Here is a 19,642-nt window from a genome sequence, read left to right as displayed (position 1 = left end):
TGCCGCCCTCGCCTCACTGCCCACACGTCCTCCGGTCTGCCACGATCAGACACATGAAGAATTTCGTAGTCAAGACGATCGCCAACGCGGGCGCCTTGGCGGTCGCCGTCTGGCTGCTCGACAAAATCACCCTGACCGGTGACAGCACGGCCAAGAAGGCCGGCACTCTCATCGTCGTCGCGTTGATCTTCGGCCTGGTGAACTGGCTGGTCAAGCCGATCTTGAAGGTGCTCACCTTCCCGCTGTTCATCCTGACGCTGGGGCTGATCACCCTGGTGGTGAACGCGCTGATGATGCTGTTGACCTCCTGGGTGTGCGGCAAGCTCGATCTGAGCTTCCACGTGGAGGGCTTCTGGACGGCCGTCCTGGGCGGTCTGATCGTCTCCGTCGTCTCCTGGGCGCTGCACATCGTCCTGCCCGACGAGGACTGAGCGGGCCATGACGTACCGCGTCTGCTTCGTGTGCACAGGGAACATCTGCCGCTCCCCGATGGCCGAGTCCGTCTTCCGCACGCGCGTGGCGGAGGCAGGGCTCGATGAGCTGGTCGAGGTCGACAGCGCCGGCACCGGCGACTGGCACGAAGGGGAGGCCGCCGACCCGCGCACCGTCTCGGTCCTGGACGCGCACGGCTACGGCACCGCACACGTCGCGCGCCTGTTCCAGCCGTCATGGTTCGCCCGCCTCGACCTCGTGGTCGCCCTCGACACCGGCCACCTCAAGGCCCTGCGCCGTCTCGCGCCCACCGAGGAGGACGCGCGCAAGATCCGTCTGCTGCGCTCCTACGACCCCGCCGCCGGCGACGACCTCGAGGTACCGGATCCGTACTACGGACGCCGGGACGGCTTCGAGGAGTGTCTTGAGATGGTGGAGGCGGCGAGCATCGGTCTGCTCGCCGCTGTACGCGAACATCTGGAGGGACGGGCCGCATGAGCGACGCCACCGAGGACGAGGACCGCACCGGCGAAGGCACGCGCGCGGTGCGGGCCGGACTGCCCGAGCCGGTCAAGCACGAGCCGACCCTCCCCGGACCGGTGTTCGCCGCGCACTTCCACCTGCCGGGCGAGGTGACGGGCCCGTACTCCTACGGCCGTGATGACAACCCGACCTGGACGCTGCTGGAGCGGGCCATCGGCGAGCTCGAGGCGCCCGGCCGGGACGACGTGGAGACGCTGGTGTTCGCCTCCGGCATGGCCGCGATCTCCTCGGTGCTGTTCTCGCAGCTGCGCGCCGGAGACGCGGTCGTGCTGCCGTCCGACGGCTACCAGGTGCTGCCGCTGGTCCGCGCCCAGCTGGAGGCGTACGGCATCGAGGTGCGCACCGCGCCGACCGGCGGGGACGCCCAGCTGGAGGTCCTGGACGGCGCGCGGCTGCTGTGGATCGAGTCCCCGTCGAACCCCGGCCTCGACGTGTGCGACATCCGGCGGCTGGCCGAGGCGGCACACGCCCAGGGGGCCCTGGTGGCCGTCGACAACACTCTCGCCACCCCGCTCGGGCAGCGCCCGCTGGAGCTGGGCGCCGACTTCTCCGTGGCCAGCGGCACCAAGCAGCTCACCGGGCACGGTGACGTCCTGCTCGGCTACGTGGCCGGGCGTGACGCCGAGGCGATGGCCGCCGTGCGCCGCTGGCGCAAGATCGTCGGGGCGATCTCCGGACCCATGGAGGCCTGGCTCGCGCACCGGTCCATCGCCACGCTCCAGCTGCGCGTCGACCGGCAGAACGCCACCGCGCTCGCGGTCGCCGAGGCCCTGCGGCAGCGTCCCGAGGTGTCGGATCTACGCTACCCGGGGCTGTCCGACGACCCTTCACACAAGATCGCCACGCAGCAGATGCGCCGGTACGGCTGTGTCGTCTCCTTCACGCTGCCCACGCGCGCGCGTGCCGAGCGTTTCCTCGAGGCGCTGCACCTGGTGGAGGACGCGACCAGCTTCGGTGGGGTCCGCTCGACGGCCGAGCGCCGCCGTCGCTGGGGCGGGGACGCGGTCCCGGAGGGCTTCATCCGCATGTCCGTCGGCGCCGAGGACCCCGAGGACCTGGTGGCGGACATCCTGCGCGCGCTGGACGAGTCCGCCGACTGAGCACGCTCTCAGCGCGGTGGCCGACGGTCCGAGCCTCCCCCCTCGTGGCTCGGACCGTCTTCGGTTCCGCCCGAAGAACCGCGCCACCAAGGCTAGTTGACTCTCTGTCAGTGTCCAATCACGGTAGCGACAGAGACCTATCGACTTATTTATAGTTGGTGCCTGCCTGAGGGCCGGAGGAGGGCAGGGATAGGGGAGGGATGCCATGGACCTGGCCTTGCTGCGCACCTTCGTCACCGTGCACCGGGCCGGCTCCTTCACCCGCGCCGCCGCCCTGCTGGGTCTCTCCCAGCCCACCGTCACCTCACAGATCCGCACGCTGGAACGCCAGCTGGGCAGACCGCTCTTCCTGCGTCAGGCCCGCGGGGTGACCCCGACAACCATCGGCGACGAACTCGCGCACAAAGCCGCACCGCATCTCGACGCCCTGGTGGAGATCTCCGAGAGCGGGCTCGACGACGAGTCGTCGCCCCGAACCCTCCATCTGGCCGGTCCGCCGGAGTTCACCGCCGAACGTGCCCTGCCCGCGCTCACGGACCTGACCGGCGAAGAGGGTCAGGGCTTCGCGCTGCGCGCCTCCTTCGGCACCGCTGAGGAGGCTCTGGAGGGACTGGCCGCCGGACACCACGATCTGGCCATCAGCACGGCTCGCCCGCGTGGCGCCCTGCTCACCGCGACCCCGCTCTGCGACGAGGAACATGTGCTGGTCGCCGCTCCCCGCTGGGCCGAAAAGATCGGTGCCGACGCGTTGCGTCTGAAGGGGGCGCCCGCCCTGGAGAATCTGCCCGTCGTCGAGGTGCACGAGTCGCTGCCCTTCGTCTCGCGCTACTGGGCCTCCGTCTTCGACTCCCGCCCGGCCACGTCGGGCACGGTCATCGTCCCCGATCTACGAGCGGTGCTCGCGTGTGCGAGCGCGGGCGCCGGACTGGCGGTGCTGCCCCGCTATCTGTGTGCACCGGCCCTCGACCGGGGCGCGATCGTCACCCTGCACGATCCGGCGGTGCCGCCGCTGCGTACCTACTTCCTCGTGGTCCGCACCGGAAGCCTGGCCATGCCCCATATAGCGCGCGCCCACGAGTGGCTGCAGCGGGCGGCCGGGGCCTGGTGCTGAAGCCCCGGCCCGGGCGGTGTACGCCTGGCGGTCGTGTCATGTCGCTGTGTGATGTTTCACGTGGAACCAGCGGGGCCACATTTCTCCCATGACCGTCCGACCCGTGGTCAAGCGCACCGCCCGTGCCGTTCTCCTGGACGGTGACGACCTGATCCTGATCAAGCGCACCAAGCCCGGTGTCGATCCCTACTGGGTCACTCCCGGTGGCGGGGTCGAACCCGGGGACTCGACCGTCGTGGACGCCCTGCACCGAGAGGTGTACGAGGAGCTCGGCGCAAAGGTCACCGATGTGGTTCCCTGCTTCGTCGACACCGTGGAACACATCGGCGAGGACGGCGGCGCGACCGGCGTGAAAGTGCAGCACTTCTTCGTCTGCCGACTGGAATCCATGGACCCGTCCCTGCGGCACGGCCCGGAAGTGGACGAGCCGGCCGGTGAGTACGAGATCGTCCGAGTCCCGTTCACCCGCGTCGGCATCGCCTCCGTCCACCTCGTCCCGCTGTCACTGCGGCACTACCTGGACGGCAATATCGAGGGCGTGCGCGCCATGCACGCCCCGGACCTCGGCTAGCGGCCCGTGCCTACCAGTGCGTAGGCATGCCACAGGTCCCGTCCGCTGTAGGAGTGCGTCGCGAGTCCGGCCAGGTGGTCGTCCGCGTTGACCGCAACGGAAACCGGTACGACAGCAAACAGCTCCTTGTCCGACGACGAGTCGCCGTACGCGACGCAGTCCGCCCGGGCCACCCCGAACTCCGCACAGAGCCGGTCGGCGATGACCACCTTGGCCGCAGCGCTGAGCACCCCGGACGGATCGACGGGCTCGGTGAACGGCACGGCCGGGAAACGCGATCCATGGGCCGCATGCGCACCCCAGTCGAGCAGCCGTTCCACGAAGAAGGACGGCGAGAGCGACACCACCGCGCAGTAGTCACCCGTGCCTCTGATCTCAGCCCAGACCTCACGGATCCTGGCCAGCCAGGGAGCCGCCTCGAATGCGGCCCTCACGTGTGCCTCGGTCAGATCGGCCCACAGAGCATGCACCTGAGCCGCATACTCCGGCGGACCTATCTTTCCCTCCGCGATCGCCCGGTCCAGCGCCACGGTCTCGGCCTCCAGTCCCAACTGCCGGGAGATTTCCACCGGAGCCGTGCTGCCGTGCAGCAAAGTGCCGTCGAGGTCGAAGAGATGCAGTCTCGCCATGGGCCGAGGCTAATCGGAGGCCGACGTTTCACGTGAAACACCCACTGTCCGCAGGCTGTGCGGACGGCTACGACATGGCCAAAAGCACGTGCGTTGACCCCGAAACGGGTGGACGCCGGGGGCCCGCTTCGGACAGCCTGACCTGCGTGCCGACTCCTTCCCTCGCCGCTCTGCCCATCCGCCGTCTGACACAGCGCGATCTCGCTGCCTGCGCCGACTTGTCCGAGGATCGGGGGTGGCCACGCGAAGAACACAAGTGGGGCTTCCTCCTCACGGCCGGACAGGGCTACGGCATCGACGACCCTCAGGGCGGTCTGGTCGCCGCCTGCGTCGTCACGGAGTACGGCGCGTGGGGGCAGCCGGATCTCGGTGCGATCGGCATGGTCCTGGTGGCCGAACGCCATGCCCGCCAGGGTGTCGGGCGCCGCGTGATGCGGCACGTCGTGTCGACCATGGGGACCACCCCGCTGACGCTGCACGCCACGCCCAACGGCCGTCCGCTGTACGAAGAGCTGGGGTTCAAGGTGACGGGCCGGGCAGAGATGCTGCGTGGCCGCTTCGTTCTCGCCGGGCCGGAACCCGAGGTGAGCACGCGCCCCGCCACCGCGGAGGACCTTCCCGCGATCCTGCGCCTCGACGAGGAGGTCTTCGGCACCGACCGCACGTCTCTGATCACCCGGCTGCCCGCGTTCGCCGATCAGCTGCGGGTGGCCGAGGAGAACGGCCGGATCATCGGCTACACGGCCGCGTGGCCCAATATGGACACCCATGTCGTCGGCCCTCTGATCGCCCGGGACACGGAGACCGCCAAGGCTCTCATCGCCTCCCTCGCGGCCCGCACGGACCGTCCGCTGCGCACCGACATCGACGTGCGCCACGAGGAGCTGCTGGCATGGGCGAAGGCCCAGGGGCTGGCATCCGTGGCGTTCAACGCGGTGATGACCTACGGCATCACGGATCTCCCGGGGGACTGGACGCGACGGTTCGCGCCGCTGACGGTGGCGGCGGGCTGAGCGGCCGTACGACACACGCAGGCCCCGCCTCGGTGCGAGGCGGGGCCTGCGTTTCCGTGTACGTCCCGTGGATCAGACGAGTGCCTGCACGGCCGTGGTGGCGAAGCCGTGGTCCTGCTCCGGGGCGCCGCCGCCGACCCCGATGGCACCGATCAGTCGGCCCTCCCGATGGACGGGCACACCGCCCGCGATGAACAGCAACGGCCGGTCGAGAGCCGTGGGCAGCGTGTGGAAGAGGCCGCCCGGCTGGACGGCGTCGACCAGGTCCGCGGTGGGTGCGTTCAGCTGGAGCGCCGTGTAGGCCTTGCGGTTGCTGGTCTCGCCGGAGATCAGCACGGCCCGGTCGTCCCGGCGGAAGGCGAGCAGATGGCCCCCCGCGTCGAGGACGGTGACGCTGACGGTGACTCCGGCGTCCTCTGCCGCCCGGCGGGCCGTGGCGACGAGCAGCTCGGCGTCCTCGATGGTGAGCGGGGCGACGGTGGTCTTGCTCATGGATCTTTCTCCTCGGGTGCTGGATGGGTGCCGGCCGTACCGGGGCGGAACTCGGAACGGGTTTGTCGGTCGGGTGTGGTGAGCCGGACTGCTCAGTGGTGGACGGGCGTCCGCTGCTCGGCGGGCGTCCTGGCTGCGATCGCGGTGTGGTCCGCGTGGTCGCGGCGCTCCAGGGCCGCCGAGAGGACGGCGAGGACGAGTGCGGCCGCGGCGAGGACGGCACCGACCCAGTTGGGGGACGTGTAGCCGAAGCCGGCAGCGATGACCAGGCCGCCGAGCCAGGCGGACAGCGCGTTACCCAGGTTGAAGGCGCCGATGTTCACGGCAGAGGCGAGCGTCGGGGCGCCGTGCGCCTGGTCGAGGACGCGCTTCTGCAGCGGCGGCACGGTGGCGAAGCCCAGCGCGCCGATCAGGGTGATGGTCACGGCCGCCGCGATCTTGTTGTGCGCGGTGAGTGTGAAGAGGGCCAGGACGAGAGCCAGGGCGCCGAGGGAGACGTACAGCATCGGCATCAGGGCCCGGTCGGCGAACTTGCCGCCGACGAGGTTGCCGCCGACCATGCCGAGGCCGAACAGGACCAGCAGCCAGGTCACCGAGCCGTCGGCGAAGCCGGTGATGTGGGTCATCATCGGCGCGATGTAGGTGATGGCCGCGAAGACCCCGCCGAACCCGAGGACGGTCATCGCCATGGCGAGCAGAACCTGGGTGTTCTTGAAGGCGGCCAGCTCGTGCCGCAGGTGCACTCCCTCGGGTCGCGGGAGCTCGGGCACCAGCTTGGCGATGCCGACGAGACCGACCAGCCCGAGTGCGGCGACGATGCCGAAGGTGACACGCCAGCCGACGTGCTGGCCGATGAGCGTCCCCATGGGGACACCGACCACGTTGGCGACGGTGAGACCGGTGAACATCATGGCGATGGCGCCGGCCTTCTTCTGGGGCGCCACCAGTTCTGCGGCAACGACCGAGCCGATGCCGAAGAATGCGCCGTGGGCGAGGGAGGCGACCACGCGGCCGATCAGCATGATCCCGAACCCGGGCGCCACCGCGGAGAGCAGGTTCCCGGCGATGAAGAGGCCCATGAGCAGCATGAGCATGCGCTTGCGCGGGACCTTGGTGCCGAGCACGGTCATGAGTGGGGCCCCGATGACCACGCCGAGTGCGTAGCCGGTCACCAGCAGGCCGGCCGTGGGGATGGAGACCCCGAAGTCGCCCGCGACCTCGGGCAGCAGCCCCATGATCACGAACTCGGTCGTTCCGATTCCGAAGGCCCCGATCGCGAGGGCCAGAAGCGCGAGAGGCATGGAGGGGTACACCTTCCCAAACGATTGCAGGAGCGCTTTGCGTGCGTCCACAATAGTTGCAGACGCGGGCTAAGTGCAAACGCCGACTATTTCAGAAGTGCTCTACCCTGGATGCAGCCGCTCCGGGACGGAGGAAAACGCCAATGACAGCGACAGACCCCGCGCTCACCGCCCTCGCGCAGGGTTGGTGCGCCCTCTCTGCGCTGCACGGGAGGATCGAGGCGCACATCGAGCGCGCCCTGCAGGCGAAGCACGATCTCAGCGTGCGCGAGTACTCCCTGCTCGACGTGCTCAGTCGGCAGCACGACGGCGAGGGCGGACATCTGCAGATGAAGCAGGTCGCCGACGCGGTCGTGCTCAGCCAGAGCGCCACCACGCGCCTGGTGACCCGACTGGAGGACCGAGGCCTGCTGGAGCGCTACCTCTGCCCCACCGACCGGCGCGGCATCTACACCAACGTCACCGAGGCGGGCCTACGGCTGCTGGAGGAGGCCCGACCGAGCAATGACGCCGCTCTCCGGGAAGCTCTGGACGAGGCCTCCCGGATTCCGGAACTGGCGCCGCTGGTACGTGTCGTGGAGTCTCTGAACGTGCCCGCATAGGGTGCGGCCATGGGAGATCTTGAAATAAGGGATGCGGTCGCCGAGGACCTTCCGGCGATCGTCGCCATGCTTGCCGACGATCCACTGGGCGCCCGGCGCGAGTCCCCCGATGATCTGACCCCGTACCGGGCGGCCCTCGAGCGCCTGGTCGCGGACCCGAACCAGCATCTCGTCGTCGCCGTCCGCGAAGGACGCGTGATCGGCACCCTCCAGCTCACGATCATTCCTGGCCTCTCCCACCGGGGGACGACCCGTGCCCTCATCGAGGGGGTGCGTATCCACGCGGACGAACGGGGCAGCGGTCTGGGCAGCAGGCTCATCGAATGGGCCGTCGACACCTCCCGGAAGCTGGACTGCCAGATGGTGCAGCTGACCTCCGACAAGTCCCGAACCGACGCACACCGCTTCTACGAGCGGCTGGGCTTCAGCGCCTCCCACGTCGGATTCAAGCTGAAGCTCTGAGCGGTCCGTGGCGGCCGCCGCTCAAAACGGCGGCCCCGGCATGACAACACGCCCTGTTTCACGTGAAACAGGGCGTCGTCCTCAGCGGCTCAGAGCTGACCGATCCCCCGCCATCCCTCCGGGTCCACTCCTCCGGGCACGGGAGCTTCGGTGTCGTACGGCTGCCGTGTGAACACGAACGAACCGAGATCGAGATGGCTCACGGACCCGTCCGAGCGTCGCACGGGCCGCAGCAGCTCTCCCGCGTAGTACCCCTCCAGTCCCGTCCAGGTGCCGTCGCCGTTCGACCGGAAGCGGGCACGGCGCCCCCCTCCGGTCAGCGGCCCCAGCGCGAGAAGGCCGTCGGCCGTCATGCGCAGGCCGAAGGCGTGCGTGCCCCAGTACCACTGCCCCGCCACTTCCAGGACCACCGGGTCGACCTCGCGCAGCGGCCGCCAGGGCTCGGGGATCCGGGGTTCCGCCTCGGCGACGATCCGGACCAGGTCGGCCCCCACCGCACCCAGCAGCGGTCCACTGGTGCAGTTGGCGAGTACCACCGCCGCGACGTCGTCCTCCACGCTGATGGTGAGGTTCGCCAGAAAGCCCGGCAGTGAACCGGAGTGCCCGACCAGCAGACGGCCGTCACGGCGCTGGATCTGCAGACCGAGGCCGTAGGTGGCCCCGTCCAGCACGTCCGCCGCCTCGGTGGGCGCCGCCGGCGTACGCATCTCGCGTACCGATTCCGCACTCAGCACCCGGTCGTCACCCGCGGCCAGGAATGCGGCGAACCGTGCCAGGTCCCCCGTGGTCGACCAGAGCTGACCGGCCGGCGCCATCCTGCCCAGGTCCTCCGACGGCTCCGGCAGCAGCGCGTCCGCCCACGGGTGCACCGCCCATCCTCCGGCATGCGGATCCTGCGGCTGTGCACTCGTACGGTGCAGACCGAGCGGCTCGAGGATCTCGCTGCGCAGGACCTCCTCCCAGGCAGCACCACGCAGCTCCTCCACCAGCGCACCGAGCACCGTGTATCCGGGGTTGGAGTAATGGTGGCGGCGGCCGACGGGGTGCAGCAGGGGCTGCTCACCGAGCACATCACTCAGCTCCGGGCGGAGGGTGCCCGGGGTCCGCTCCCACCACGGCGCGGGCGACTCGGCCGCCAACCCGGCGGTGTGTGCGAGCAGTTCGGCGATCGTCGCCTCCCCCGCGCCGGTGCCCGGCAGATGCTTCTCCAACGGGTCACCGAGGTCGAGCAGTCCCTCGTCACGCAGCCGCATCACCAGGACGGCGGTGAAGGTCTTGGTGATGGAGCCGATCCGGTACTGCACGGTCTCGTCCGGTCCGTGCCCGTCCACGGACGTCCGCGCCCCGTGCCACACGGCCCGGCCGCCCCGCACCACGGAGGCGACCAGCGAGGGCGCCCGGCCTTCGGCCTGCGCGACGGCGATCCGGTGCAACAGGGCACGGCGCGTTGCGGGAAGCAGCTCTTGCTGAGATGACGTCATGGGCCCAGTTCACCTGCTGTGACGGCGCACGTCGAGTTCATTCTCCACCGGCGCGAGACCCCCCTGCCGAGCAGGCCTCGGATCAGGTCTGGGCCATGTCCACGAAACGGGAGTAGTGGCCCTGGAAGGCGACGGTGATCGTGGCCGTCGGGCCGTTTCGGTGCTTGGCCACGATCAGGTCGGCCTCACCCGCGCGCGGGGACTCCTTCTCGTAGGCGTCCTCGCGGTGCAGCAGGATGACCATGTCGGCGTCCTGCTCGATGGAGCCGGACTCACGAAGGTCGGAGACCATCGGCTTCTTGTCGGTGCGCTGCTCGGGGCCACGGTTGAGCTGGGAGAGCGCGATGACCGGGATCTCCAGCTCCTTGGCGAGCAGCTTGAGGTTACGGGACATGTCCGAGACCTCCTGCTGACGGCTCTCGGCGCGCTTGGAACCCCCGGACTGCATCAGCTGGAGGTAGTCGATGACGACCAGCTTGAGGTCGTTGCGCTGCTTCAGGCGCCGGCACTTGGCGCGGATCTCCATCATCGACAGGTTCGGGGAGTCGTCGATGTACAGCGGTGCGGCCGAAACGTCCGGCATACGGCGGGCGAGCCTCGTCCAGTCCTCGTCGGTCATCGTGCCCGACCGCATGTGGTGCAGGGCGACCCTGGCCTCGGCGGACAGCAGACGCATCGCGATCTCGTTGCGGCCCATCTCGAGCGAGAAGATCACACTCGGCAGGTTGTTCTTGATCGAGGCCGCGCGGGCGAAGTCCAGCGCGAGTGTCGACTTACCCATGGCGGGACGAGCGGCGATGACGATCATCTGACCCGGGTGCAGGCCGTTGGTGAGGGAGTCGAAGTCCGTGAAGCCCGTGGGCACACCCGTCATCTCGCCACTGCGCGAGCCGATCGCCTCGATCTCGTCGAGCGCGCCCTCCATGATGTCGCCGAGCGGGAGATAGTCCTCGCTGGTGCGCTGCTCGGTGACGGCGTAGATCTCGGCCTGGGCGCTGTTGACGATCTCGTCCACATCACCGTCGGCCGCGTATCCCATCTGCGTGATGCGCGTGCCGGCCTCGACCAGGCGGCGCAGTACGGCCCGCTCGTGGACGATCTCCGCGTAGTACTCGGCGTTGGCCGCCGTCGGAACGGTCTGAACGAGGCTGTGCAGATACGCGGCGCCGCCGACCTTGTTGATCTCGCCGCGCTTGGTGAGCTCAGCGGCGATGGTGATCGGGTCGGCCGGCTCACCCTTGGCGTAGACGTCCAGGATCGCCTGGTAGATCGTCTCGTGCGCGGGCTTGTAGAAGTCGTGGCCCTTGAGGATCTCCACGACGTCGGCGATGGCGTCCTTGGACAGCAGCATGCCGCCCAGCACCGACTGCTCGGCGTCCAGGTCCTGCGGCGGCACCCGTTCGAAGGAGGAACCGCCGCCGTCCCAGGTGGCGCTCTCCCGGCCCCGGTCGTGCTGCTCGTCACGACCCCGGCCGCCGTCCCCGCGTCGACGGGAGGCGGGCAGACGATCGCTGGGTCCGGCATCGGCCCACGGATCGTCCAAGGGCTCGGAAATGCTCACCGAGCCACCTCCTCCCGTCCGCGCGGCGGACCTCGCCGTGCCCTCTGTTGTACGGCACGACACTGACAAATAAGAGGCCCAACTCCGGTTCTGGCCCGTCGGATTTATGACGGTTCCGGGACCGCGGGAAAGACGTCTCCCGGGCCGGGGGAAGGAGCGGGCGCCGGACAACGGTAGGCCCCTCGGCACCGTCAGCCAATCTGGTTATCCACAGGCCATGTGGACGACGGCCCGGATGCTGTGGAGAACTCACCGAAACCTGTGCACGACCCGGTGGACAGCCCTGTGAACAAGCCCTCCTTCCCTTCCCGAACAAGCCTCTGAGCTGGACCTTTGGGATCCACCGGCTGTGCAGAAGAAAAACTTCCCCAGTCGGGCCAAGATCGCTTCGAACGGTACGCGAAAGGAGGGGACTCCCGAGAGGGAGTAAGGGTCAGTACCTAGTTGCATCGCTTACCTGTGGACGATTAGATTGGTGCGCATGACACAGGCTCCCGCGATACCCAAGGCCACCGGACGGCGGCACGACCGAGAGATCGTCACCCTGGCCGTTCCAGCCTTCGGCGCCCTCGTCGCCGAGCCTCTCTTCGTCATGGCGGACAGTGCGATCGTCGGCCACCTCGGCACGGCTCAGCTCGCCGGCCTCGGCGTCGCCTCGGCCCTCCTCACAACGGCCGTGAGCGTCTTCGTCTTCCTCGCCTACGCCACCACCGCCGCAGTGGCCCGTCGCGTCGGCGCCGGTGATCTCCAGGCCGCCATCCGGCAGGGCATGGACGGCATTTGGCTGGCGCTGCTGCTCGGCATGGCCGTCGTCGCCGTCGTCCTGCCCCTCGCCCCCGGCATCGTCGACCTCTTCGGCGCCTCCACGACAGCGGCTCCCTACGCCACGACGTATCTGCGGATCTCCGCGCTGGGGATTCCGGCCATGCTCATCGTCCTGGCCGCCACCGGAGTGCTGCGTGGACTGCAGGACACCAGAACCCCGCTCTACGTCGCAGTCGCGGGCTTCGTCGCCAATGCCGGGCTCAACGGCGCGCTCGTCTACGGTGCCGGGCTCGGCATCGCCGGATCCGCGTGGGGCACGGTGATCGCGCAGTGCGGCATGGCCGCCGTCTATCTGACCGCGGTCGTCCGCGGGGCGCGGCGGCACGGGGCATCCCTGCGACCGGACGCCGCCGGGATCCGCGCCTCGGCCCAGGCCGGCGTCCCGCTGCTGGTCCGCACCCTCTCGCTGCGGTCGATCCTCATGATCGCCACAGCGGTAGCGGCACGTCTCGGTGATGCCGACATCGCGGCCCATCAGATCATCCTGTCCCTGTGGAGCCTGCTGGCCTTCGCTCTCGACGCCATCGCGATCGCCGGGCAGGCGATCATCGGCCGCTACCTCGGGGCGGACGATGCCGAAGGCGCCCGCGAGGCCTGTCGGCGGATGGTGCAGTGGGGCATTGCGACCGGAGTCGTGCTTGGTGTGCTCGTGGTCGCCGCCCGGCCACTCTTCCTCCCGCTCTTCACGAGCGACTCCGTGGTCAAGGACACAGCGTTGCCGGCGCTGCTGATGGTGGCGCTGTCACAGCCGATCTGCGGTGTGGTCTTCGTCCTGGACGGTGTTCTGATGGGTGCCGGTGACGGGCCGTACCTCGCCCGGGCGATGCTGCTCACCCTGGGAGTCTTCGCCCCCGTCGCCCTGCTGGTCCCCGCCATCGGTGGCGGTCTCACCGCGCTGTGGGCAGCCATGACGCTGATGATGGCCGTCCGCTTGCTGACCCTGTGGCTGCGCGCACGCTCCGGCAGGTGGATCGTGACGGGCGCGACTCGCTGAAAGCACCGGCGGGGTCACACCGTGTCGGTTTCACGTGAAACATGCCGCCGATGCGCGGCGAACATCGACACCGAATGCGAAGAGGGGCCGCCCCGCCGGGACGGCCCCTCTCAGCTGCTCAAGCCGAGCGCAGCGTCACGCCGCGACGACCTCGATGTTGACCTTGGCGGCAACCTCGGGGTGCAGACGCACGGACGTCTCGTGGGCGCCCAGGGTCTTGATCGGAGCGGTCAGCTCGATGCGGCGCTTGTCGACCTCGGGGCCACCGGAAGCCTTGATCGCGGAAGCGATGTCGGCCGGGGTGACGGAACCGAAGAGACGACCGGCGTCGCCGGAGCGGACGGCCAGACGGACCTTCACGCCCTCGAGCTGGGCCTTCACCTGGTTGGCCTGCTCGATGGTCTGGATCTCGTGGATCTTGCGAGCACGACGGATCTGCTCGACGTCCTTCTCGCCACCCTTGGTCCAGCGGATAGCGAACTTCCGCGGGATCAGGTAGTTGCGAGCGTAACCGTCCTTGACGTCGACGACGTCGCCCGCGGCACCGAGGCCAGAGACCTCGTGGGTCAGGATGATCTTCATGAGTCGGTCACCCTTTCCTTAGCGCGCGGTGGACGTGTAGGGCAGCAGCGCCATCTCACGGCTGTTCTTCACAGCCGTGGCGACGTCACGCTGGTGCTGGGTGCAGTTGCCGGTCACGCGGCGGGCACGGATCTTGCCGCGGTCGGAAATGAACTTCCGCAGCATGTTCGTGTCCTTGTAGTCCACGTACGTGACCTTGTCCTTGCAGAACGCGCAGACCTTCTTCTTCGGCTTGCGCACAGGCGGCTTCGCCATGGTGTTTCTCCTGTGTGATCAAGAAGTTTGGGTACGACCCGCCCTTGGTCCGAGGACCTAGAAGGGGGGCTCGTCCGAGTAGCCGCCACCGCCGCCGGAGCCACCGCCCCAGCCACCGCCACCCTGGTTGCCACCGGCGGGAGCGCCGGAAGCCCACGGGTCATCGGCCGGAGCGCCGCCGCCCTGCTGGCCGCCACCGGGGCCTCCGCCCCAGCCGCCGCCCTGCTGGCCGCCACCGCCGCCGTAACCACCCTGGCCACCGCGAGCGCCACCGGCGGTCTTGGTGACCTTGGCCGTGGCGTTACGCAGGCTGGGGCCGACTTCCTCGACGTCCAGCTCGTAGACCGTGCGCTTGACGCCCTCACGGTCCTCGTAGGACCGCTGCTTCAGCCGGCCCTGCACGATGACGCGCATGCCTCGCTGGAGCGACTCGGCGACGTTCTCCGCCGCCTGACGCCAGACCGAGCAGGTCAGGAAGAGGCTCTCGCCGTCCTTCCACTCGTTCGTCTGGCGGTCGAAGGTGCGGGGAGTGGACGCGACACGGAACTTCGCGACCGCCGCACCGGACGGGGTGAAGCGCAGCTCGGGGTCGTCGACAAGATTGCCGATGACCGTGATGACGGTCTCGCCTGCCATGGGGAACCTCTCGGCGGGTTTGCTGGTCTGGCTGCTTGCTTGCTACTCGAATCCCGAGATCAGCTGAGCTGGGAGGCTCAGTGGGTCTCGGGGCGGAGGACCTTGGTCCGGAGGACCGACTCGTTCAGGTTCATCTGGCGGTCGAGCTCCTTGACGACCGCAGGCTCGGCCTGCAGGTCGATGACCGAGTAGATGCCCTCGGGCTTCTTCTTGATCTCGTAGGCGAGACGACGACGGCCCCAGGTGTCGACCTTCTCAACCTTGCCGCCGCCGTCACGGACGACGGACAGGAAGTTCTCGATCAGCGGGGAGACAGCACGCTCCTCGAGATCGGGGTCGAGGATGACCATCACCTCGTAGTGACGCATGTGGAACCCACCTCCTTTGGACTCAGCGGCCACGGTCGTTCCGTGGCAGGAGGGTCGTGATGCGTACGCAACGGTATCGGTCGCCACTGACAATCGACGGGCCTTGCGGGGATCCCGCAGTGTGGCCCGGCCAGGTCCGGGCAGACACCGATGCAGACGGTACAGACTACCCGCACACCTGCTTCCGGTTGAAATCCGGCGGTGGAGGCCGTCAGTCTGTACACATCGGGTGTGTATGGCGCTACAGTGCGCCGCGATCCGCAGGAGGTGCCTCATGGCACAGCAGGCTTTGCGACCCAACACCGCCGGATCCCTCTTCGCCACGGACGGCAAGCCCCATCCGCTCCAGGACACCCTGGCGGCCGTGACACTGGTCCTGGGCGTGCTGGCTTTCATCACCGGCTTCTTCTCCGGCCTGCACCTGCTCGCCTCCTGGGCCGGGCTCGTCGGACTCGTCGTCGGAGCGTACGGACAGTGGATCTCGGTGACCACGCGTGAGCGGTTCGGTCTGATCGTGGGTCTCGGCGCCTCCGGTGTCGGCTTCATGCTCGGCATGGCCAACGGCGGGCTGTTCGGCGGGCTCATCGGCTGACCCACCCGGCCCACCAGATCATCCCTGTTAGCCCCATACAGGTGCCCGGCAGCCCCTGACCGGGGGCCGGGTGCCCGTACGCCCCAGTCGGGGCGCTCGCAAGGCGCAGTAGGCTTCGGCGCGAGAGCCGGAGCCCCTGAACCCATGGGGACACACCAGCCCGAGGAGCGCCCCGAATGAGCCTGACCCTGAGGACCATCAGTCGCGAGCAGCATCTGGCCTACATCCAGAGCCTGCCGGCGGCGAGCCACATGCAGGTCCCGGCCTGGGCCGATGTGAAGGCGGAGTGGCGCTCGGAGAACCTCGGCTGGTTCGACAAGAGCGGCCAGCTGGTCGGTGCGGGCCTGGTCCTCTACCGCCAGCTGCCCAAGATCAAGCGCTACCTCGCCTACCTCCCCGAGGGCCCGGTCATCAACTGGTACGCGCCGAATCTGGACGACTGGATCCAGCCGATGCTGGCGCACCTGAAGCAGCAGGGCGCCTTCTCCGTGAAGATGGGCCCGCCGGTGATCATCCGGCGCTGGAACGCCGAGACCATCAAGAAGGGCATCCAGGATCAGGACGTCAAGCGTCTGCGTGACCTGGAGGCCGACTACATCGAGCCGCGCGCCTTCGAGGTGGCGGACAAGCTGCGCCGCATGGGCTGGCAGCAGGGCGAGGACGGCGGCGCCGGCTTCGGTGACGTGCAGCCGCGCTACGTCTACCAGGTGCCGCTGGCCAACCGCTCCCTGGAAGAGGTCCACAAGAACTTCAACCAGCTGTGGCGCCGCAACATCAAGAAGGCCGAGAAGGCCGGCGTCGAGGTCGTCCAGGGCGGCTACCAGGACCTGGCCGAGTGGCAGCGGCTGTACGAGATCACGGCTGTCCGCGACCACTTCCGGCCCCGCCCGCTGTCGTACTTCCAGCGCATGTGGACGGCCCTCAACACCGAGGACCCCAACCGCATGCGGCTGTACTTCGCCCGGCACAACGGCGTGAACCTGTCCGCGGCGACGATGCTGATCGTCGGCGGCCACGTCTGGTACTCCTACGGAGCCTCCGACAACATCGGCCGCGAGGTCCGGCCCTCGAACGCGATGCAGTGGCGGATGCTGCGCGACGCCTACGCGCTCGGCGCCACCGTCTACGACCTGCGCGGCATCTCCGACTCGCTGGACGAGACCGACCACCTGTTCGGCCTGATCCAGTTCAAGGTCGGCACCGGCGGACAGGCCGCCGAGTACCTCGGCGAGTGGGACTTCCCGCTGAACAAGCTGCTCCACAAGGCGCTCGACATTTACATGTCGCGTCGCTGAGCCGCTGGCGTTTGATTCGATAGCCTTCGACGCTTTCACACCTCTGCTACACCGCAGCCACGAGAAAGGTTCCGGGTCCGGCCATGGCGCTCACGCTCTACGTCGACACCGCGCGCTGGCGGGCGCACCACAAGCACGTGCAGGAGCAGTTCCCGGGCCTCGTCCCGGTCTGCAAGGGCAACGGCTACGGCTTCGGGCACGAACGGCTGGCGGAGGAGGCCACGCGGCTCGGAGCCGACCTGCTGGCCGTCGGCACCACGTACGAGGCCGCGCGCACCAAGGACTACTTCAGCGGTGACCTGCTGGTGCTGACGCCCTACCGACGCGGCGAGGAGCCCGTGCCGCTGCCCGACCGGGTGGTGCGCTCGGTGTCCTCGGTGGACGGTGTGTACGGACTCGTCGGTGCGCGCGTCGTCATCGAGGTGATGTCCTCGATGAAGCGGCACGGCATCAGCGAACAGGACCTGCCGCAACTGCACCAGGCCATCGAGAACGTCCGGCTGGAGGGCTTCGCCATCCATCTGCCGCTGGACCGCACGGACGGCTCGGACGCCGTCGAGGAGGTCATCGGCTGGATGGACCGGCTGCGGGCGGCCCGGCTCCCCCTGCACACGATGTTCGTCAGCCACCTCAAGGCCGACGAACTCGCCCGGCTCCAGCAGCAGTTCCCGCAGACCCGGTTCCGTGCCCGCATCGGCACCCGGCTGTGGCTGGGGGACCACGACGCCACCGAGTACCGCGGCGCCGTCCTGGACGTCACCCGGGTGTCCAAGGGCGACCGGTTCGGCTACCGGCAGCAGAAGGCGGCCTCCGACGGATACCTGGTCGTCGTCGCGGGCGGCACGTCGCACGGAGTGGGCCTGGAGGCCCCGAAGGCCCTGCACGGCGTCATGCCACGTGCCAAGGGCGTCGCACGGGCCGGCCTCGCCACGGTCAACCGGAACCTTTCTCCGTTCGTCTGGGGCGGCAAGCAGCGCTGGTTCGCCGAGCCCCCGCACATGCAGGTGTCGATCCTGTTCGTCCCCTCGGACGCACCGGAGCCGAAGGTCGGTGACGAGCTGGTGGCCCATCTGCGGCACACCACCACCCAGTTCGACCGGATCATGGACCGGTAGACCGGGTTCCTACCGGGACAGGTCCTCGGAACAGCGGAAAGGCCGTGCACGCATCGCGCGTGTACGGCCTTCCTCATGCCCCGACCCGGGGCGTTCGCTCAGAGCGAACGCTCCTCGTGGGGCATCAGCTCGGGCCGGCCCCAGTCCACCTGAGCGCCTTCGAAGTGGGCGGCGTGCCGCGGCGGATGGGCCGCCGCACCCAGCACGAACACGTCCTCCGCTCCGTCCAACACCCCGCCCGAGGGGTCGTCGTCACCGGACCGCCGCACCACGTCCCGCTCCGGCATGAGGATGTCCCGTACCACGACGGCGCACAGGTAGAGCGTGCCCAGGAGATGCAGCACCACCGCCCACTGGTAACCGTGCGTCGGCAGACCCTTGTGGGCGTCTCCGCTGGTCGTGTAGGCGAGGTACATCCAGATCCCCAGGAAGTACGCCACCTCGCACGCCTGCCAGATCAGGAAGTCCCGCCACTTGGGCCGGGCGAGCACCGCCAGCGGCACCAGCCACAGGACGTACTGCGGGGAGTAGACCTTGTTGGTGAGGATGAAGGCCGCGACCACGAGGAAGGCCAGCTGGGCGAAGCGGGGCCGGCGCGGTGCGGTGAACGTGAGCGCGGCGATGGCGACGAAGCTCAGTACCACCAGCACCGAGGCGGCGGCGTTCACGAAGCCGGTGGTGGGCGGGTTGCTGGAGTTCTGCGCCCAGATCAGCCAGAAGGAGCCGAAGTCGACGCCGCGCTCCTGGCTGAAGGTGTAGAACTTCGCCCAGCCCTCGCGGATGTGGAACCCGGTCGCGTCGTGCATGATCATCACCGGCAGGTTCACCACGAGCCACGCACCCACCGCGCCGGCCACTGCCTGGAAGAACTCCCGCCATTTGCCGGCCCGCCAGCACAGCAGGAGCAGCGGCCCGAGCAGGAAGACGGGATAGAGCTTGGCGGCCGTGGCCAGCCCCAGCAGGACGCCGAAGGCAAGGGCCCTGCCACGCGACCACATCAGCATCGCGGCGGCGGTGAGGGCTACCGCGAACAGATCCCAGTTGATGGTCGCGGTGAGCGCGAAGGCAGGTGCCAGGGCCACCAGCAGGCCGTCCCAGGGCCGCCGACGCTGGGTCCGGGCCACGCAGACGGCGATGACGGCCGCGCACACCATCAGCATTGCGGCGTTGACGAACCAGTACCACTGCTCCTGGTGCTGCATGGTGCCGCTGTGCGGGGTCAGCCAGGATGCCACCTCCATGAACACGCCGGTCAGGACCGGGTATTCGAGGTAGCCCATGCCACCGGAGAGGTCGTTCGGCAGCTTGTCGAAGTAGGGCACGAGATGGTCTGCGAACCCGCGGCCCTGGTAGAGGTGCGGGATGTCCGAATAGCAGGCCTTCGTGTACTGGCTGCTCGCGCCGAAGAACCAGGCACTGTGGTAGCAGGGCGCCTTCTGGACCAGACCGAGGGCGAACATGCCGATCGCCACGAGCGCGACCACGCGCACGGGGGTCCACCAGGACATCCCTACCAGGGCGCGCCGCCCCAGGGGGCCACCGATCAGCTCGCTGCCGGCCGCGGCGACCTCGTCCTCGCGGGTCGGCCGCACCGGTTCTGCCGCGACGGGCCGCACGGGCTCGGGCTCGTGCCTGCTCGCGGGCGTCATCTCTGCACTGGGCATGGGCCACATCCTGCCGTA

At 69.0% G+C, this 19,642-nt stretch carries 22 protein-coding genes; 12 read left to right on the top strand and 10 right to left on the bottom strand.

What is annotated here, in order from left to right:
* The first annotated feature begins 53 nt into the window (after positions 1–53).
* The 5 genes from ACIHEJ_RS28785 (at position 54) to ACIHEJ_RS28765 (ending at position 3,757) form a co-directional block, all read left to right on the top strand.
* The gene (locus ACIHEJ_RS28785) at positions 54–431 is read left to right on the top strand and encodes a phage holin family protein (protein ID WP_400139824.1); all 378 of its coding nucleotides are present in this window, start codon (positions 54–56) and stop codon (positions 429–431) included.
* A 7-nt stretch (positions 432–438) separates the two neighbouring features.
* A complete protein-coding gene (locus ACIHEJ_RS28780) occupies positions 439–930 on the top strand; it encodes a low molecular weight protein-tyrosine-phosphatase (RefSeq protein ID WP_400139823.1) in 492 nt (163 codons plus the stop codon).
* Positions 927–2,075, top strand: coding sequence for a cystathionine gamma-lyase (locus ACIHEJ_RS28775; RefSeq protein WP_400139821.1), 1,149 nt, complete (start codon positions 927–929; stop codon positions 2,073–2,075). Before ACIHEJ_RS28780 ends, ACIHEJ_RS28775 begins: the two co-directional genes overlap by 4 nt.
* A gap of 205 nt (positions 2,076–2,280) precedes the next feature.
* Positions 2,281–3,186, top strand: a complete 906-nt coding sequence (locus ACIHEJ_RS28770) for a LysR family transcriptional regulator (RefSeq protein ID WP_400139819.1) — start codon at positions 2,281–2,283, stop codon at positions 3,184–3,186.
* 88 nt (positions 3,187–3,274) lie between these two features.
* Complete coding sequence (locus ACIHEJ_RS28765; RefSeq protein ID WP_400139818.1) at positions 3,275–3,757, top strand: NUDIX domain-containing protein; 483 nt, start codon at positions 3,275–3,277, stop codon at positions 3,755–3,757.
* Here ACIHEJ_RS28765 and ACIHEJ_RS28760 read toward each other — a convergent pair.
* Complete coding sequence (locus ACIHEJ_RS28760) at positions 3,754–4,386, bottom strand: HAD family hydrolase (protein ID WP_400139817.1); 633 nt, start codon at positions 4,384–4,386, stop codon at positions 3,754–3,756. The two genes, ACIHEJ_RS28765 and ACIHEJ_RS28760, sit on opposite strands and share 4 nt — an antisense overlap.
* A gap of 146 nt (positions 4,387–4,532) precedes the next feature.
* Here ACIHEJ_RS28760 and ACIHEJ_RS28755 point away from each other — a divergent pair, with 146 nt between their 5' ends.
* Positions 4,533–5,399, top strand: coding sequence for a GNAT family N-acetyltransferase (locus tag ACIHEJ_RS28755; protein WP_400139815.1), 867 nt, complete (start codon positions 4,533–4,535; stop codon positions 5,397–5,399).
* A 72-nt stretch (positions 5,400–5,471) separates the two neighbouring features.
* Here the strand turns inward: ACIHEJ_RS28755 and ACIHEJ_RS28750 are convergent, their stop codons facing one another.
* Both ACIHEJ_RS28750 and ACIHEJ_RS28745 read right to left on the bottom strand, forming a co-directional pair.
* Positions 5,472–5,891: a heme-binding protein gene (locus ACIHEJ_RS28750; RefSeq protein WP_400139813.1), complete on the bottom strand. Its 420-nt coding sequence runs from the start codon at positions 5,889–5,891 to the stop codon at positions 5,472–5,474.
* Positions 5,892–5,983: 92 nt separating this feature from the next.
* Positions 5,984–7,192: an MFS transporter gene (locus ACIHEJ_RS28745; protein WP_400139811.1), complete on the bottom strand. Its 1,209-nt coding sequence runs from the start codon at positions 7,190–7,192 to the stop codon at positions 5,984–5,986.
* A 143-nt stretch (positions 7,193–7,335) separates the two neighbouring features.
* On the opposite strand from ACIHEJ_RS28745, the gene ACIHEJ_RS28740 reads away from it, so the two are divergent.
* Both ACIHEJ_RS28740 and ACIHEJ_RS28735 read left to right on the top strand, forming a co-directional pair.
* Positions 7,336–7,794 carry a MarR family winged helix-turn-helix transcriptional regulator gene (locus ACIHEJ_RS28740; RefSeq protein WP_400139809.1) on the top strand — a complete coding sequence of 153 codons (459 nt, stop codon included), beginning with the start codon at positions 7,336–7,338 and terminating at the stop codon, positions 7,792–7,794.
* Positions 7,795–7,803: 9 nt separating this feature from the next.
* Positions 7,804–8,256 (top strand): GNAT family N-acetyltransferase, encoded by a 453-nt coding sequence (locus ACIHEJ_RS28735; protein ID WP_400139807.1) that lies wholly within the window; start codon positions 7,804–7,806, stop codon positions 8,254–8,256.
* A gap of 89 nt (positions 8,257–8,345) precedes the next feature.
* Here the strand turns inward: ACIHEJ_RS28735 and ACIHEJ_RS28730 are convergent, their stop codons facing one another.
* The gene (locus tag ACIHEJ_RS28730; RefSeq protein ID WP_400139805.1) at positions 8,346–9,737 is read right to left on the bottom strand and encodes a serine hydrolase domain-containing protein; all 1,392 of its coding nucleotides are present in this window, start codon (positions 9,735–9,737) and stop codon (positions 8,346–8,348) included.
* An 82-nt stretch (positions 9,738–9,819) separates the two neighbouring features.
* A complete protein-coding gene (gene dnaB, locus ACIHEJ_RS28725) occupies positions 9,820–11,298 on the bottom strand; it encodes a replicative DNA helicase (RefSeq protein ID WP_400139803.1) in 1,479 nt (492 codons plus the stop codon).
* Between the two features lie 481 nt (positions 11,299–11,779).
* Between dnaB and ACIHEJ_RS28720 the strand changes: the two genes are divergently transcribed.
* Positions 11,780–13,117, top strand: a complete 1,338-nt coding sequence (locus ACIHEJ_RS28720) for an MATE family efflux transporter (RefSeq protein WP_400139800.1) — start codon at positions 11,780–11,782, stop codon at positions 13,115–13,117.
* A gap of 135 nt (positions 13,118–13,252) precedes the next feature.
* Here ACIHEJ_RS28720 and rplI read toward each other — a convergent pair whose 3' ends face one another.
* The 4 genes from rplI to rpsF all read right to left on the bottom strand — a co-directional run bounded on the left by rplI (position 13,253) and on the right by rpsF (position 14,958).
* On the bottom strand, positions 13,253–13,699 hold the full coding sequence (rplI, locus tag ACIHEJ_RS28715) for a 50S ribosomal protein L9 (protein WP_225824217.1): 447 nt from the start codon (positions 13,697–13,699) through the stop codon (positions 13,253–13,255).
* An 18-nt stretch (positions 13,700–13,717) separates the two neighbouring features.
* Complete coding sequence (rpsR, locus tag ACIHEJ_RS28710) at positions 13,718–13,954, bottom strand: 30S ribosomal protein S18 (RefSeq protein ID WP_003949403.1); 237 nt, start codon at positions 13,952–13,954, stop codon at positions 13,718–13,720.
* A gap of 57 nt (positions 13,955–14,011) precedes the next feature.
* Entirely contained in the window at positions 14,012–14,590 is a 579-nt protein-coding gene (locus ACIHEJ_RS28705; RefSeq protein ID WP_400139798.1) for a single-stranded DNA-binding protein, read from the bottom strand.
* A gap of 77 nt (positions 14,591–14,667) precedes the next feature.
* Positions 14,668–14,958 carry a 30S ribosomal protein S6 gene (rpsF, locus tag ACIHEJ_RS28700; RefSeq protein ID WP_014673750.1) on the bottom strand — a complete coding sequence of 97 codons (291 nt, stop codon included), beginning with the start codon at positions 14,956–14,958 and terminating at the stop codon, positions 14,668–14,670.
* Between the two features lie 274 nt (positions 14,959–15,232).
* Between rpsF and ACIHEJ_RS28695 the strand changes: the two genes are divergently transcribed.
* The 3 genes from ACIHEJ_RS28695 (at position 15,233) to ACIHEJ_RS28685 (ending at position 17,960) form a co-directional block, all read left to right on the top strand.
* Entirely contained in the window at positions 15,233–15,550 is a 318-nt protein-coding gene (locus tag ACIHEJ_RS28695; RefSeq protein WP_400139796.1) for a hypothetical protein, read from the top strand.
* A 176-nt stretch (positions 15,551–15,726) separates the two neighbouring features.
* A complete protein-coding gene (locus tag ACIHEJ_RS28690) occupies positions 15,727–16,845 on the top strand; it encodes a lipid II:glycine glycyltransferase FemX (protein WP_400139794.1) in 1,119 nt (372 codons plus the stop codon).
* An 83-nt stretch (positions 16,846–16,928) separates the two neighbouring features.
* Positions 16,929–17,960 (top strand): alanine racemase, encoded by a 1,032-nt coding sequence (locus tag ACIHEJ_RS28685; RefSeq protein WP_400139792.1) that lies wholly within the window; start codon positions 16,929–16,931, stop codon positions 17,958–17,960.
* Between the two features lie 98 nt (positions 17,961–18,058).
* Here ACIHEJ_RS28685 and ACIHEJ_RS28680 read toward each other — a convergent pair whose 3' ends face one another.
* Positions 18,059–19,624, bottom strand: a complete 1,566-nt coding sequence (locus ACIHEJ_RS28680; RefSeq protein WP_400139790.1) for a glycosyltransferase family 87 protein — start codon at positions 19,622–19,624, stop codon at positions 18,059–18,061.
* Positions 19,625–19,642: the final 18 nt, after the last annotated feature.

Origin of the sequence: Streptomyces sp. NPDC052301, assembly GCF_044593395.1 — a bacterium.
In the GTDB taxonomy this organism is placed as follows: Bacteria; Actinomycetota; Actinomycetes; order Streptomycetales; family Streptomycetaceae; genus Streptomyces.
The sequence above is the reverse complement of the archived record's forward strand: the minus strand, read 5'-3'. Positions and strand labels throughout refer to the sequence as shown.